The sequence below is a fragment of the Psychrobacillus sp. 05T411 genome, from assembly GCF_056396485.1.
In genome coordinates, this window is sequence record NZ_JBFTLO010000035.1 from 1 (window position 1) to 16,444 (window position 16,444).

The 16,444-nt window shown below is 36.8% G+C and carries 16 protein-coding genes; 1 reads left to right on the plus strand and 15 read right to left on the minus strand.

The genetic code is table 11. From position 1 onward, the window contains the following. Positions 1-571 precede the first annotated feature (571 nt). From AC1DFT_RS18400 to ccpN, 5 genes are all read right to left on the minus strand, one after another. Positions 572-1,129, minus strand: coding sequence for a hypothetical protein (locus AC1DFT_RS18400; RefSeq protein WP_478160697.1), 558 nt, complete (start codon positions 1,127-1,129; stop codon positions 572-574). Between the two features lie 83 nt (positions 1,130-1,212). Further along, positions 1,213-2,337, minus strand: a complete 1,125-nt coding sequence (gene rpoD, locus AC1DFT_RS18405) for an RNA polymerase sigma factor RpoD (RefSeq protein ID WP_142538295.1) — start codon at positions 2,335-2,337, stop codon at positions 1,213-1,215. A 28-nt stretch (positions 2,338-2,365) separates the two neighbouring features. Then, positions 2,366-4,195, minus strand: coding sequence for a DNA primase (gene dnaG, locus AC1DFT_RS18410; RefSeq protein ID WP_478160699.1), 1,830 nt, complete (start codon positions 4,193-4,195; stop codon positions 2,366-2,368). Positions 4,196-4,415: 220 nt separating this feature from the next. Next, positions 4,416-5,225: a pyruvate, water dikinase regulatory protein gene (locus AC1DFT_RS18415; RefSeq protein ID WP_478160701.1), complete on the minus strand. Its 810-nt coding sequence runs from the start codon at positions 5,223-5,225 to the stop codon at positions 4,416-4,418. A gap of 11 nt (positions 5,226-5,236) precedes the next feature. Further along, positions 5,237-5,875, minus strand: coding sequence for a transcriptional regulator CcpN (gene ccpN / locus AC1DFT_RS18420; protein WP_478160703.1), 639 nt, complete (start codon positions 5,873-5,875; stop codon positions 5,237-5,239). 319 nt (positions 5,876-6,194) lie between these two features. Between ccpN and AC1DFT_RS18425 the strand changes: the two genes are divergently transcribed. Next, positions 6,195-7,577, plus strand: a complete 1,383-nt coding sequence (locus AC1DFT_RS18425) for a glycine--tRNA ligase (RefSeq protein WP_478160705.1) — start codon at positions 6,195-6,197, stop codon at positions 7,575-7,577. A 172-nt stretch (positions 7,578-7,749) separates the two neighbouring features. Here AC1DFT_RS18425 and recO read toward each other — a convergent pair whose 3' ends face one another. The 10 genes from recO to AC1DFT_RS18475 all read right to left on the minus strand — a co-directional run bounded on the left by recO (position 7,750) and on the right by AC1DFT_RS18475 (position 16,414). After that, positions 7,750-8,532, minus strand: a complete 783-nt coding sequence (recO, locus tag AC1DFT_RS18430; protein ID WP_478160707.1) for a DNA repair protein RecO — start codon at positions 8,530-8,532, stop codon at positions 7,750-7,752. A 75-nt stretch (positions 8,533-8,607) separates the two neighbouring features. Next, entirely contained in the window at positions 8,608-9,528 is a 921-nt protein-coding gene (gene era, locus AC1DFT_RS18435; RefSeq protein WP_402820815.1) for a GTPase Era, read from the minus strand. Continuing rightward, positions 9,515-9,922, minus strand: a complete 408-nt coding sequence (locus tag AC1DFT_RS18440) for a cytidine deaminase (protein WP_282243543.1) — start codon at positions 9,920-9,922, stop codon at positions 9,515-9,517. Before AC1DFT_RS18440 ends, era begins: the two co-directional genes overlap by 14 nt. A 5-nt stretch (positions 9,923-9,927) precedes the next feature. After that, positions 9,928-10,299, minus strand: a complete 372-nt coding sequence (locus AC1DFT_RS18445) for a diacylglycerol kinase family protein (RefSeq protein WP_478160709.1) — start codon at positions 10,297-10,299, stop codon at positions 9,928-9,930. Beyond that, the gene (gene ybeY / locus AC1DFT_RS18450; protein ID WP_478160711.1) at positions 10,286-10,771 is read right to left on the minus strand and encodes an rRNA maturation RNase YbeY; all 486 of its coding nucleotides are present in this window, start codon (positions 10,769-10,771) and stop codon (positions 10,286-10,288) included. Before ybeY ends, AC1DFT_RS18445 begins: the two co-directional genes overlap by 14 nt. Positions 10,772-10,791: 20 nt before the next feature. Beyond that, entirely contained in the window at positions 10,792-12,903 is a 2,112-nt protein-coding gene (locus AC1DFT_RS18455; RefSeq protein ID WP_478160713.1) for an HD family phosphohydrolase, read from the minus strand. A gap of 720 nt (positions 12,904-13,623) precedes the next feature. Further along, positions 13,624-14,583: a PhoH family protein gene (locus tag AC1DFT_RS18460; protein WP_478160715.1), complete on the minus strand. Its 960-nt coding sequence runs from the start codon at positions 14,581-14,583 to the stop codon at positions 13,624-13,626. After that, positions 14,580-15,686, minus strand: coding sequence for a sporulation protein YqfD (locus tag AC1DFT_RS18465; RefSeq protein ID WP_478160717.1), 1,107 nt, complete (start codon positions 15,684-15,686; stop codon positions 14,580-14,582). The genes AC1DFT_RS18460 and AC1DFT_RS18465 overlap by 4 nt, the downstream gene beginning before the upstream one ends. After that, entirely contained in the window at positions 15,686-15,925 is a 240-nt protein-coding gene (locus AC1DFT_RS18470; RefSeq protein ID WP_478160719.1) for a hypothetical protein, read from the minus strand. Before AC1DFT_RS18470 ends, AC1DFT_RS18465 begins: the two co-directional genes overlap by 1 nt. A gap of 51 nt (positions 15,926-15,976) precedes the next feature. Next, positions 15,977-16,414, minus strand: coding sequence for a hypothetical protein (locus AC1DFT_RS18475; RefSeq protein ID WP_478160721.1), 438 nt, complete (start codon positions 16,412-16,414; stop codon positions 15,977-15,979). Between the last annotated feature and the right edge of the window lie 30 nt (positions 16,415-16,444).

Sequence of the window (16,444 nt, forward strand, 5' to 3'; positions counted from 1 at the left end):
AATATCATCCAGGAAATGGATAAGGGCAATCAATTGATGATGGAAGGCAACCAGTACCAAGTGGAGAGCAATCAATTCTAATCGGAAAGCAACCAAATCAGCACGAGAGCAACTAAATTGCGGATGAAGGCAACCAATTCTTAATATAGAAAGTATACTCGGAGTGAGACGACGATGAATATACAGCGAAATTCCAATAAATGATTGAATAAGGCGAACTATTTCCTAATAATCCTTCACTTGTCATGAGACAGCATTTTCCAATTCAATTTAATCAATATTGACTAGTGGACATGATCAATTGAAATTTCTGATAACTACATACACCAAATTAGTAAGAAATTTCCATTGATTTTCGCTGCAGGCGGCGACTCCAGTGGGATCAAGTGAGTAAGATGAGACTTCACAACGTACGCGCAAGCGGCGGTGAAGGCTCATCACTCACCCCACGGAAAGCGTCAGACTGCAGCGAAAATCACAGCTGACTCTAGTCAACGCACTAAGACACATTTTCCCTATATTAAGTACAATAAAAAAACGCCAACAAATTAGTCTGTTGACGTTCGAATGATTATAAATAATATCTAAATAAGTAAAATAAAATAAGTACTATTCCGACAATTCCTGAAACGCTAAAATACACTAGCTTTAAAAGGAGTCCTGAAAACAACCATAGTAAACAGTTAGCAATGATCAAACCAATTAATACACTTGGATGATCAAAAAAGTAAACATCCCATACTTTGAACGATATTCCTAAAAGTAGTAATGCGGAAAAAACGAATAATAAAGGTGTCATCACCGATTTTGTTTTTGCTAGTTTACTAGCTATGTATAAAAAAGAGCATATAGCAATTCCCGATGCGATAATGGGTATAAAGGCAAGAGTCGTAATTAAAATGAGTGATGCTATTAATAGAATTGTAATAAAGCCAAGTGCTAGATATAAGCTATTTTTATTCTTTTTTTCCTTGGCAAGAACTGCCTCGGAATGCTTCTCTTTTCTCTCTTCCTCTTCTCCCTGCGCATAAAGTGCTGTTAGAAAATCGCAATAATGTTCTGGAAGTAGTTTATTTTTCTTCCAAAAAGCAATTTCATTTAGGATAATTTGCTTACGTTGAACTGACATTTCTCGTCCTCATTTCATCTGACAGTTAACATTAAGTATAATGCAGAAAAAGACACCCTACAAGGATGCCTCTTCGAAAAAAATTATTCTAAGAAATCTTTTAGACGTTTACTGCGGGAAGGATGACGAAGCTTACGTAGTGCTTTCGCTTCGATTTGGCGAATACGTTCACGTGTAACACCAAACACTTTTCCTACTTCCTCCAGCGTTCTCGTACGACCATCATCTAAACCGAATCGAAGACGAAGAACGTTTTCTTCACGATCCGTTAATGTGTCTAGCACATCTTCTAATTGTTCTTTTAATAGTTCATACGCAGCGTGATCTGAAGGGGATTGAGCATCCGCATCTTCGATAAAATCACCTAAGTGCGAATCGTCTTCTTCTCCAATAGGAGTTTCTAGAGAAACTGGCTCTTGTGCAATTTTTAGGATTTCGCGTACTTTTTCTGGAGGTAAATCCATTTCTTCTCCAATTTCCTCTGGAGAAGGCTCACGACCTAAGTCTTGCAATAATTGTCTTTGAACACGAATTAATTTATTAATCGTTTCAACCATATGCACCGGAATACGAATAGTACGCGCTTGGTCCGCTATCGCACGTGTAATCGCTTGTCTAATCCACCAAGTAGCATACGTACTAAATTTGAACCCTTTACGGTGATCAAACTTTTCAACTGCTTTAATAAGTCCCATATTTCCTTCTTGGATTAAATCTAAGAATAGCATTCCACGACCTACGTAACGTTTTGCAATACTTACAACTAGTCGAAGGTTTGCCTCTGCTAGACGTTTTCTAGCTTCTTCATCCCCTTGTTCGATTCTTTCTGCAAGTGCAATTTCCTCGGAGGCTTTTAATAAATCCACTCGTCCGATTTCTTTTAAATACATACGAACTGGGTCGTTAATCTTAACACCAGGTGGCACGCTTAAATCATTTAAATCGAAAGTTTCTTCTTTTCCTTTCATCAAACGATCTAAATCTTCTTCGTCACCATCTTTTCGGCTAAGTTCAATTTCTTTCCCTTCCAAATGATCGATAAATTCTTCGATTTGGTCGGATTCCAATTCAAAATGAGCTAGTTTTTCCGCAATATCATGATACGTTAACTCCCCATTTTTTTTACCTAATTCGATTAATTGTTTTTTTGCTTCTTCTAATGATAATTCAATATCCGTTTCTTTTGTACGTTCAGACTTGTCCGCCATAAGAAATCCTCCTTTTACTACCGGATGTTTATTCAAAAGTTGCTAACGACTTTTTTAACTGAATAGCTTCTTGAGCAAGTTGCAAAGCTTTTGTCATATCCGTCATTTTCTCTGCCTCTTTTGCTTCATGTAACTTCCGCTCAATTTGTTGCTCTATCCGGTATTTTCGAATATGGCGCAAGCAGTCCATGACTTCCTCAGTTTCATGTTCTGGATCACGTTCTGAGAGCGCAGCTTCCATAACTATATTTCTAAGTTGTGCATCATTAAGTACTTCTAAAAATCGTTGATAATCTCCATCTGGATACTGTTCATAAAATCCGGTTAAGCTTACATAAACTGCTTCGTATGCATCCCTTATAAAACATTGGTCCCCAGAATTGTTTCGTGCCACATCAATTATTTGTGCATTATATAGCATATGAGAAAGTAATATTCGTTCTGCTCGCTCATCTGCCGATAAAGTCCTCTTCTTTTTAGTCAATTCCTGATTAGTTGGGAGAGGAATAGATGGCTCACTTTTAAATTGTTTTGCTTTTTTCCCTTGGAGTTTTCGTAAATGTTGATAGATTGCTTCCTCCGACACGTTTGTTTCTTGTGAAAGTTGTCGAATGTACAAATCACGCTCTACAGAAGAATTTCTCTCACTCAGTATTTCCAATATTTCTTGAATATACTGTAATGTATCATTTTMGTTATTAAAATTCTTATCACGCTTAGAAACAATCATCATAAAGGATAAATAGGAATGGGGCTTTTCCATAATTTTCGTACGAAAAGCTTCTTCCCCGTAGTTTTTAATATAATCATCTGGATCCATCGCATCCGGTATAATGGCTACCTCTGTTTGGATGTTTTGAGCTTGCAAAGCAGTTGCTGCTCTCTTAGCTGCTTCCATACCAGCTTTATCCCCGTCATAACATAATGTGACGTTTGATGTCAATCTATTCAATTTTGTTATATGTTGTGACGTCAAAGCCGTCCCCATAGTTGCAATACCATTAGATATTCCTGCTGTGGATGCTGCAATTACATCTAAAAAGCCTTCGAAGACAACTACATTTCGTTGTTTACGAATTTCCAAACGAGCTTTATCTAAATTATACAGCACTTGGCTTTTCTGGAAGATAGGCGATTCTGGGCTATTTAAATATTTTGCTTCATTTTCACTTTTTTCCAGAATTCTCCCCGAAAAAGCGATGACATGTCCCGCTTCATCAAACACCGGAAACATTATTCTTCCTCTAAAACGGTCGAAATACTTTAATTCATTTTCTTTTCGGATAATAAGCCCAGTTTTCTCTATTTCTTGTAAATCCATACCTTTTCGTGCTAATAATGTTGTTAAAGCATCCCAATTAGGTAATGACCATCCAATTTTATACTTTTCGATGATTTCGGTAGAAAACCCTCTTTCCTCTAAGTAATGTAATGCATTTTCTCCTTCCTCCGTATGAAGTAATAAATGATGAAAATAATCGCTGGCAAATTCATGCGCTTTTTTCATAATCGATACTTCTTTTGAGACAGGTGCTTTTGCTTCTGAATGATCGGAGGAACTTTCTTCAATCGTAAGTCCAATTCGACTTCCAAGTTTACTTACAGCATCTTGGAACGAAAGATTTTCGATATCCATTAAAAATGTGATTACATTTCCACCAGCACCACACCCGAAACAATGAAAAATCTGTTTCTCCTGCGTTACTGAAAAAGATGGTGTTTGTTCTCCATGAAAAGGGCATAAACCAAAATAATTTCTACCTCTTTTCGTTAATTGAACATATTCACTAACAACATCGACAATATCTGTGTTATTTCTAACTTGTTCGATAACTTCTTCTTCTATACGATTTGTCATTAATTCACCATCTTTACTCGCTACTTTATTAATTCGAGATAAATTATAAAAATCCTGCAAGAAACGACAAAATAATTCATAAAAAAAGTTTGATATAGTTATATTCTTTTTTCCACAAATAACTATTATAAGTCATTTCATATTATTAATCTATACTTTATTCGATTCGCAATACAAAAAAACCTTTTCACAAACGTGAATCGGTTCATTTTTTTTATAATTATTTTTGTTGAATATGATTAATTACTAAATTGGCCGTTTCTTCTACTGCTCGATTTGTTACATCAATTACAGTACACCCAATTCTTTTTACTACTTTTTCGAAATGGGCAATTTCTTCATTTATCCGTTCTATTTTAGCATAACTTGCATCATCATTTAAACCAATAGCTATTAATCTTTCTTTTCGAATGGAATTTAGCTTTTCAGGTGTAATTACTAAACCAAAACATTTTGCTGGATCCACTAGGAATAGTTCTTCCGGAGGTTCAACTTCCGGTACTAATGGCACGTTGGCTACTTTATATCTTTTATGCGCCAAATATTGAGATAATGGTGTTTTAGAAGTTCTAGAAACGCCAATTAAGACAATGTCCGCTTGCAATAAGCCGCGCGGATCTCTTCCGTCATCATATTTTACTGCAAATTCAATCGCTTCTATTTTTTTGAAGTAATCTTCATCTAGCTTACGGACTAGTCCTGGCTCTTCGAATGGTCTCTCGTCTAAACTTTTCTCGAGCAAGTTAATCACAGGACCGATTAAGTCTACCGAAGCTAATCCATATGCATGACAGTATTCGATTAAGGCATCTCGCATATTCGTTTGCACAAGGGTATATAAAATAATAGCATCTTGTTCTTTTGCTAGTTCGGTAATCTCTTTAATATGATCCAATGAATCGATATGTGTAAATCGCTTTAATTTCGTATGTTGTAGACCTGGTCTAAACTGACTTACTGCCGCTTTTGCCACTAGTTCGCCCGTTTCACCGATAGAATCTGAGACAATAAACAGGTTTAACATTTTCATCGTGTCACTCCTTATAAGTCGTGGTCATCGGCTAAAGATAAGAAAGCACGTGTAATATTCGTTTTCGTCACCCTTCCAACTACCTCTAAACCATCTTTTCGTTCTTTTATTACTGGTAATGAGTCAATTTGACGACTCATTAATTTATTGGCTACTTCAATTAGCGTATCTTCTTTCGTGCAATACGTAATATTTGGCATCCTTGTCATAATCATATGTACTGGGAGTTTATTTAAATCCTGATTTCCAATACTTGTACGTAAAAAGTCTTTTCTCGAAAGTACACCAGATAATAGAGATTGTTTATCCACGACAAATAACGATCCTACATCTTCTAAAAACATATGACATATAGCATCATACACTGTCATGCTTTCTTCTACAACAACGGGAATAGATTGGAAGTCTTTTACTACCATCTGGGCGATATTATCTGAAATTGCTTGGCTTGTTTTTTTGCCAGAATAAAAATAACCAACGCGCGGTCTGGCGTCTAAAAAGCCAGCCATTGTTAAAATAGCAAGATCTGGTCGTAAAGTAGACCTAGTTAAGCTTAGTCTTTCTGCAATTTGCTCACCTGTTATAGGGCCATTACCTTTAACAATCTCCAAAATTTCGTTTTGCCGTTTGTTGAGTTCGATTGGAATCACCGCCTCAAAATGTTCTACTGTATCCTTAATTATTATATACTACTTACTCCTTTATTGCGAAGTAAACTGGCTCATGTTACAATAACATCAAATAATAAAGCGTTGAAGAGCATTATAAGTACTGTAATCTAGCGAGTGGTGATAGTGAAAGACCACAAAACAGGAAACGGCAGCTCAGAGCTTATGCTTTTAAAGAGGATTGTATTGCACAATCAATCGGGGTGGAACCGCGGGTTAAAAAACTCGTCCCCGGGCCTAATATGGCCCGGAGACGAGTTTTTTTCTTTTTAAAAGCACACAAAAATGTGGAGGGTTTGTTATGGAATTTTCAATGGAAACAGTAGTAAGTTTAGCAAAACAAAGAGGATTTGTATTCCCCGGATCTGAAATTTATGGCGGACTTGCGAACACTTGGGATTATGGGCCACTTGGTGTGGAATTAAAAAACAATATTAAAAAAGCTTGGTGGAAAAAATTCGTACAAGAATCTCCATACAACGTTGGATTAGATGCAGCCATTTTAATGAACCCAAAAACTTGGGTAGCATCTGGACATATCGGCAATTTTAATGATCCAATGATTGACTGTAAAAAGTGTAAATCTCGTCATCGTGTGGACAAAATTATCGAAGATGCACTTGATAAAAAAGGTATTGAAATGGTTATAGATGGACTTTCATTTGAAAAAATGGAAGAAATCATGAAAGAGCATAACGTCGTATGCCCTTCTTGTGGAGCGTTTGACTATACGGATATTCGTCAATTTAACTTAATGTTTAAAACGTTCCAAGGGGTAACGGAATCATCTACAAACGAAATTTTCTTACGTCCAGAAACCGCACAAGGTATCTTCGTTAACTACAAGAATGTACAGCGTTCTATGCGTAAAAAAATGCCATTTGGTATTGCACAAGTAGGAAAAAGCTTCCGTAACGAAATTACTCCTGGTAACTTTACATTCCGTACGAGAGAATTCGAACAGATGGAATTAGAATTTTTCTGTAAACCAGGCGAAGATATGGAATGGTTTGAGTTCTGGCGCAATTATTGTAAGGATTGGTTATTAAACTTAGGCGTTTCAGAAGATAGCATTCGTTTACGTGACCACTCAGATGATGAATTATCTCACTATTCGAATGCAACGACTGATATCGAATATAAATTCCCATTTGGTTGGGGTGAGCTATGGGGTATCGCTGACCGTACAGACTTTGACTTAAAACAACATATGGAACATTCTGGGGAAGACTTTAACTATATCGACCCTATTACGAATGAGCGCTATGTTCCTTATTGCATTGAGCCATCTCTTGGAGCAGACCGAGTTACATTAGCCTTCCTTTGTGAAGCATATGACGAAGAGCAATTAGAAGGTGACGATAAACGTACCGTATTACGTTTCCACCCTGCTCTAGCACCAGTGAAGGCAGCAATTTTACCTTTGTCGAAAAAATTATCAGAAGGCGCAACAGCCTTATTCTCTGATTTAAGTAAACATTTCATGGTTGACTTTGACGAGTCTCAATCAATCGGAAAACGTTACCGTCGCCAAGACGAAATCGGAACACCATTCTGTATCACTTACGATTTCGATTCAGAAACAGATGGTCAAGTAACGGTTCGTCACCGTGATTCGATGGAACAAACAAGAATGCCGATAGCTGATGTAAAAGCTTATATTGTAGAGCAATTACAGTTTTAATGGTAAAAAACCAAATTAGACAATCGTCTGATTTGGTTTTTTTGTTTATGGTTGTATAACCGGATTTATGTTGGGAATAGTTCAATTATTTGCTCGGACGAGAGCTAATTGCTCAGATAGCTTCTCCCTACCCAAAATAGGGTTCAGCATGCAAAAAGATCCAAGTTCGAAGTTATTCTTCGGAACTTGGATCTTTTTTGGGATTAAAAAATTCTGGTGTTTTTTCCATTTGATCTAAAAACCCTTGGGACTTCAATCGAATTCCTATTTGTTCGTTATAGATAGTTCGAACAATTTTTTTTATAAAGCCCTTTGTTTCCTTTTTTAGCGTAAGTTTGCCAACTTGGCCAATCGGAACAGTATAAAACGTGCGGATTAGCTTTACTTGCGCTGGTGTTAACCGTATTAAATATGGATCAACCGGGAAGCACCGGTGGCAAAGGAAGCCTATTTGAGCGAAAGAAAATGCAAATTCTCCGTCCGTAGCACCGCAGTTAGTACATTGATGCAACACTGGGTAAATCCCAGCAATCGGAAGCATCTTCCATTCTACAAATAAACTAATGGCTTCTGGATCATACTCTTCGGAAATAGCCTCCAACGCCTCTTGTAAAATAGTAAATACATGAGGTTTCGGACCCTCATCTTCTATTAACTTATCTACTAACTCCATGATGAAACTGGCATAAGCAGTTGTAAAAATATCTTCTCGAATCGATCGCATTGAATCGATTATTTCACCTTGCTGTAACGTCCCCATACCTCTTCCTTGCTGAATTAAAAAATAAGCATAGGTAAACGGTTGGGAAATAGAAGATAGGCGGCTCGTTGGTTTTTTAGCCCCCCTAGCCATGGCAGCTCTTTTTCCTAATTCTCTTGAAAATATCGTAACAATTTTATCTGTTTCTCCGTAAGATGAAGTCCGCAAGACAATGCCTTCTACTTTTTGAAGCACAAGCCTTCCCTTCCTTCTTAGTGTCTAACTTTTTGCGCCTATATGTATCTATAGGCGCCTTTCGCATTTCATTTCTTAATACTCGTCTTCTCTAAATCCGTAATCACGTAAATGGGTTGATTTATTGCGCCAATCTTTTTGTACTTTTACCCATAATTCTAAAAACACTTTCGTTCCAAGCAACATTTCGATATCATGGCGTGCTCTTGTTCCTACTTCTTTTAAAAGTGCGCCTCTTTTCCCGATAACAATACCTTTTTGGGAGTCTCTCTCTACGATAATCGTGGCCATTACACGGATCATGTCTTTTTCAGTGTCTTCTTCTTTTTTAATCTTATCAATAACTACCGCAATGGAATGAGGAATCTCTTCACGCGTTAAATGAAGTACTTTTTCACGAATCAATTCAGAGATGATGAATCGTTCTGGGTGATCAGTTACTTGATCCGCAGGGTAATATTGAGGGCCTTCTGGCAAGTATTTTTGAATGGTTTCAAGCAAGCGATCTACATTATTTCCTTGTAGAGCGGATATTGGTACAATTTCAGCAAAATCATACTTGTCTTTATATGACTCAATGATTGCGATTAAATCGTCTGGATGCACTTGATCGATTTTATTAATAACTAAGAAAACTGGCGTTTCATTCTTCTCAAGCATATCGATAATGAATTCGTCACCTTTACCTCTTGGTTCTGTTGCGTTCACCATGAACAAAATAGCATCCACTTCACGAAGTGTATTTTTTGCTACTTTTAACATGAAGTCCCCAAGTTTATGCTTTGGTTTATGAATACCTGGTGTATCGATGAAAATCATTTGGCTGTCATCTAATGTTAAGACACCTTGTACTTTGTTTCGAGTTGTCTGAGGCTTGTCACTCATAATGGCAATTTTTTGGCCAATTACTCTATTTAAAAATGTGGATTTCCCTACATTTGGACGTCCGATGATTGAGATAAATCCTGATTTAAACCCTTTATTATTTTGCTCCATATTCCAAATCCTCCGTTGTAAATGCACCCGGTAATAACTCTGCTACCGTCGTTTCTAATACTTGACCATTCAAGTTCGTTAAGAAAACCGGCATATCTTGATCACAAAATTCTGCAAGTACTTGTCTACACGCGCCGCACGGGGAAATAGGTCCTTCTGTATTCCCTGAAACTGCGATTGCAGCAAATTCCTTTTTCCCTTCAGATACTGCTTTAAATATAGCAGTACGCTCCGCACAGTTCGTCAAACCAAAAGATGAATTTTCGATATTACAACCTTGAATCACTTCTCCGTCTTTCGTTAAAAGTGCTGCTCCAACAGGAAATTTTGAATAAGGCACATATGCTTTTTCTCTTGCTTTAATAGATGCTTCTAATAACATTTTTTTATCCATCTTTTTCACCTCAAAAATAATATTCCCGACCATTTCGGGATAAATATGATTAAACCTACGATTACTGTGCAAATGGCATACACAAGACACGCCCCTGCCGCCAGATCCTTTGCCTGTTTAGCAAGCGGATGTAGTTCGGGCGATGTTAAATCGACGACACGTTCAATCGACGCGTTTACTAATTCTATCACGAACATACCACATATTAATATGATAATGATTATCCATTCCCATTTCGATAAGCCGGAAAGGGAGCTTAGGATTAAAACAATTACTGCTGCTAGTATGTGGAAACGAAAATTTTGTTCACTTCTAACGACATGCACTACGCCTTGTGAAGCATAAATAAACGACTTAAAAAACTTATGAATGTCCATGGCCTTCACGCTTTAAACCAAACGCTTGTAAAATCGTTTCTTGTAAGCTGAACATTTCTTTCTCTTCTTCTTCCGTCCCGTGATCATAGCCGAGCAAATGTAAAAAACCATGCACTGCTAAAAAACAAAGTTCTCGTTCAAATGTATGACCGTATGATTCTGCTTGTTCTGATGTACGTTCAACCGATATGATAATATCTCCAAGTAAAGTCGGAATATCCGCATCCTTGATTTCGATTTCCCCCTCGCCCATTTCTTCCATAGCAAATGAGATGACATCTGTGGGCATATCTTTTTGGCGATATGTTTTATTAATCTCTTGTATAGCTTCATTTGTTACAAATGTAACGCTTACTTCACTACCCTCTTTCACTGCTAATTGCGAAGCAGCAGAAGTTAATACTTTTTCTACAAGCGTCATCGTTTCTTCAGATATTGTATTTGTTTCGTCCATTAAATCTAGTTCTAGCATTCTTTTAGCCCCTAACCTCGTTATTTTGGGTATTCAATACGGGAATGGAATGTCCCATTCATCGTTGTACAGAAACTTTCTTCCATTTTCTTTATTTCCTTTAACGATAGATCGCATTCGTCAAATTGTCCGTCCAGTAACTTGTCTGTAATAATGGATTGGATTAATTCCTTAATCTTCTCCGCGCTCGGTTCTTTCAACGAGCGAACAGCTGCTTCGACACTATCGGCAACCGAAATAATGGCAATTTCCTTCGTTTGTGGTTTTGGTCCTGGATACCTGTACTGTTCTTCGATGATATCTTCTTTCATTTCTTTTGCTTTATGGTAAAAGAATTTAAGTAAGCTTGTTCCGTGATGTTGTGCTGCAATATCGACTATTTCTTTTGGCATTTTATATTTTTGTAAAATCCCTGCACCATCTACAGCATGTGCAATAATAATATCACGACTCGTTTCTGGTGGTAAACTATCATGTGGATTGTATCCATTGACTTGATTTTCGATAAAAAATCCCGCTCGTTTCGTCTTACCGATATCATGATAATAACACCCTACACGTGCCAGCAAACCGTTCGCACCAACTGCCTCACAAGCTGCATCCGCCAAGTTAGCAACCATTAAACTATGATGATACGTTCCAGGTGTTTCCGTTAATATCTTTTTTAATAATGGATGATTGGGATTGGAAAGTTCAATTAATCGCATTTTCGATAAAATGCCAAATACTGATTCAAAAAACGGCAAGATTCCAATCGTAAGTGCCCCTGATAGTATACCCGATAATACAGCTGCTCCAACATAAAACAGTATATCTGAAAATTCATAGGTCGTTTTTGTCATTAATAAATAAAATAAAATAAATAATAAGTTTACCGCTGAAACGATAAAGCTTCCTCTAAATATTTGAGAATTATTATGTGTACGCTGCATAGCGAAAATACCTGCTATACTACCAAATAATATGTATAAGGTAATTTCCATTTGAAACACATTCGTATATCCTTCTTGAAAGATAATACCAGCATAAGCAGCGACAACAAAACTAGTGATCAGTGCAGCACGTTCATTTACTAATAAGTAAACAAAAATGGATATCATTGCAGACGGAAATATAAAGGCGATGACTACATCAAAATTATAGGCAACCGATTGTAATACTTTCATAATTAACACAGAAATGATTAGACTGAAAGCAACGACCACTAAGTTTTTAGCATTATTAATGTTTTTTTCTTTTTTACGAAATGTTTGAGCAAATAGGATCCACATTGTAAGAACAACAAACAGTCCAACACCTACTGGCGGCTTATAAGATGTTTTATTGGTTAACATGCCGAGCAATTCAATTTGCCTATAAACTTCTCGGTCTATTAATTCTCCTTTTTGGACAAGGATTTGCCCTTGTAGAATTCTCGTTGGTTCAACACTTGCCTTTGCTTGTTCAATCCGCAACTTCGTAAGCTCTTCATTTTCGATTTCCGTTGCTACAATTGAACCACGCGCTATATTGATAAGGATATTCATATATTCTGATGAATATCCAAAAGTATTTGTCACTTGTGAAGCAACCTTTTCCCGAGCAGCTGGAATATTTTCAGTTCGGATTGGTTCATTTAAAGCTTTTTCTGCTAGAGCAGATAATTTCTCTTTTGACTCACGCAATACGGGAGTCGACTGCTTCAATAAAACAGTTAACATTTCATCACTCAAAGGTATGATGCTTGCATTTTCCGCTAAAATATCCATTTCATCTTTCAGCTTCGCTAGGGATATATCCATTTCATCTTCTACTAATTCTTCTGTCTTATTTTTTTTCACTTCAAGCACATTATCGAAAATGGAGCGAATAATCGCAGCTTGGTTATCTGCAGTTTCGTCCTGAAATTGGTAGACTGGGAGCACTTCTGATGCTACTTTTTCTCTTTCTTCTTCTGTTTTGATGGGATCTTCCATCGTTTTAACAGATCGAATCGTATCCGGTGATAACTGGAATCGTTCTATGTCATATTTACTTTCTTTCACATTTCCGATTATTAGAAAGAACATGCAAACCGCTGTTAAGAGAATGATAACGAAAGGGAGATATTGATGATTGCGCCATTCTCTCCATTTTAATAAAATGGTCTTCACTCTATACTCAGCTCCTTCACAGCTTGTCCTTTCATTATACCTTAAAGTTAAAGCTAGTCATTACAATTTCCGGAAAAATTAACAAAAGCAACGGTCAGCAAAAAAAGTTTCCAGCTTATCTGAAGACATTGAAACAGTGTTTTTTTAATAAATATCCTTAGCGACTAGTAAAGATACATCAAATATTTATTATAATTTAACTCTATAATAGAGTTTCTATAGGCCCACGCTTCCACTTGTATGTCTTTTGATTGCTACTGACTAAATGATCGCTACTTCATAAAGTGCAAATGCTATTTATTAATAGTACTTTTGGAAAATAGTTTTATAAAAAGGTAAGTGAATAGAAAAGCGCTGAGCAACTAAAATTGTGTCTTTAGCTGCTTTTTTATGAATAGGTAACTATAATATGCGGCTTGTTTTTCCAAGTAAAGAGCTACTTTGAGAATTGGTTGCTTTCACCGGCATTTTGGTTGCCCTCGTGCTGATTTAGTTGCTTTCAGACTAGAACTGGTTGCTTTCCATGACCAATTAGTTGCCCTAATCCATTTACTGGATGCACATAATCGAAAAGTTTAATTGTCCTGTAGGTGTGTGTCGGACGAATTTCCATAAATCCCAAAAATACTAGGGGCGCTAGCTGTGCTGGCGCCCCTAGTATTTTTGCTTTTACTAAAAATTCAAGTTCGACTTAATCTGAAAACGTAATTAACCATTACACTAGGATTGTTGTTCATCGTATGCTTGTATAATTTTAGCAACTAGCGGATGACGAACAACGTCACCTTGTTCTAAATATTGAAAATGGATACCTGCAACATGATGTAAAATTTTCTCTGCAACGATAAGTCCAGATTCCGCACCTCTCGGTAAATCTATCTGCGTTTTATCCCCTGTTATAACCATTTTGGAGCCAAATCCAAGTCTGGTTAAAAACATCTTCATCTGAGCTTTCGTTGTGTTTTGGGCTTCATCTAAAATAACAAAGGCATCATCTAGCGTTCTACCGCGCATATAAGCAAGCGGTGCAATTTCAATCGTCCCACGTTCCATTAGTCGATCTGTTTGCTCTGTCCCTAGTACATCGTGCAAGGCATCATATAAGGGGCGTAAATAAGGGTCTACCTTCTCTTTTAAGTCTCCGGGTAAGAAACCTAGGCTCTCACCAGCCTCGACTGCAGGGCGCGTTAAAATGATTTTTTTCACATGGGCATTTTTCAATGCTTGCGTTGCCATCACGACCGCCAAATACGTTTTACCTGTACCCGCTGGACCAATTCCAAATGCCAGATCCGAATGTCGAATGCCTTGTATATATTCTCGTTGCCCAATCGTTTTAGCACGAATTGCTTTACCTTTTGTATTTCTTGCAATTTCTTCATCATACAAACTTGAAAAATATTCAATCGTTCCGTTTAAGCTCATTTCAACAGCAGAAGTAACATCACGTAAGTTAATATTGATGCCTTTGCGAATAACTGCAAGAAGTTGTACCATGAGTTTTTTCGCTTCTTCCACATTTTTCTCTTCACCAACAATTTGAATTTGTTCGCCTCTAGTGATGAGTTGTACCTTTAGTTCCGCTTCAATAAGCTTTACATTTTTATCCGATATACCGAGTAGCATTACTGCTTCAGTCGGGTCCTGCAAATTTATATCCAATTGTTTTTGTTCGCTCATGCTTCGTCTCCTTGGGGTATAACTTGTGGTATTGCAATGTTTTCATTGACTAGTAATAATACTTTCCCTTTTACTTTATCATTTTGTATAGATACCTGCAAAACTTTATCTTCTAATATTTGTGTACCCGCAGGTAATTCATTGATTATTTTTTGAAATAATAACGGTCGTATTAATCGTTCCATTGATTTTTCATTTAACTCGTATGTCTCTTCTATATTTTTTTGTACGTATCCAGCCTCAACAAAGTTTCTCAAAAAAGTAGGAAGAGCAATTTCTTTCCAATAAGGAATATTCGACTTATCTTTTTTCCGAATCACTAACTCTTTTTCATTTGGCTTTACGATTGCTACTTTTTTGGGAAGTTCAAACTGTAGTTCAATCCAATAACTTGCATATACTTTCCCCTCCGCACTCGTAATTATTCGTTTCTCTCCTTGTGTGACAAACCCATTTACGAGTGTATCCCCTTTTTTAACAGCCACATTTTTTTGTACTGTCCTTACCCCTTTAACTAGTTCAAAATCTGTAATTACTCCACTTCTCTTAGCGATTAAATGGACAGGTGGTGCATCTTTTATTTCTCGCTCCGTTTGAATTGGTGCAAGCATCGGGGATACGATAAGAATAGAACCTGACTGGCTAAAATGCACCCATGAATACTCTTTGTATTTTAACAAAAGCTTTTGCCTAATTTCTTGTTCAGCAGGCAAGGAGGATACAAGCATTTTTTCTTTAATATTCATCGTTTTTAGCTCTTCATACAACAACACATTATTTTCCGGTGAATCTGATTCAATATGAATTGTCCAAATAAATTGTGCAAGCAGAATCGGAATGATAAAAAATAGAGCCACGCCAATGAAAGAGTATGAATTTGAAGAAATAATGCCTTTTTTTGTTTCATCGACTAAATGCACAGATATTTTCATCGCTTTTCTAACTTTTCGAAAAGCCTTTAAATCTTTCTTTTTTATCGAGAAATATAAATATTGATTGCTGCTATACACATTGGAGATGTTAATATTAAGAGCAAACAAACGTTGAAATAGTGCATGTTGATCTGTGGACATCGGTATTTGTACTCGAATAAGGCTTGCCATTACGTACGATCCTTCCTAGTTAAATTAAAAAAGTTAAGCTGTTCCACTGTTAAATGCAGACGATCTGCCGATAGCGATTTGATTTGTAAGCTATCCGCATTAATTTCCAATACATAATTATCATAAGAACATACTACGCTATTTTCTTTTAAGCTAAGAAGGGTTATTTCGTACTCCAAAATGATATCACTAAAATTATCAATCATAATACTCGCGTGGAGTGGAAATAACTGTTTCATAAAAAAACACCCCTTTACATGAATTTATGCATGTAAAGGGGTGTTCATGAGTTATCTTTTGGATTTTGGTGGTGCTAATATTTCGGATAAAACAATAGCCCGGACAAGTTCATCCTTTGTATCAGGTAAAACTCTCGCTATTGCTGGTTTTGTAACATGCAAGGCTGGTTTGTTTTCTTGGTGAACAGATAATCGTCCAGAAGATCTTGGCGCACCTTGATCACGATTCACTTCACGTTGAACTCTTTCTACTTTTACCGGTCGAACAGGTTCTGGCTTCGGAGCTGTCGTTCTACGCTCTAATCCCGCTTGCTGTTCTTGTTTAAACTCCTTCGCTAACTCACCTAAATTTTTAAAGGGGTTTTCAGCAAAAGGTTTTTGTGGTGAAACTTTTTTGACCGGTTTTGGCGCATTTTTTTGCTCGGGCTTTTTTTTGCCAAACAATGCGCTAATAATACCAATGATAATGAAAATAATTAAAGATTCCAAGGAGAAAGACCTCCTTTCCGCGGTTTAAGA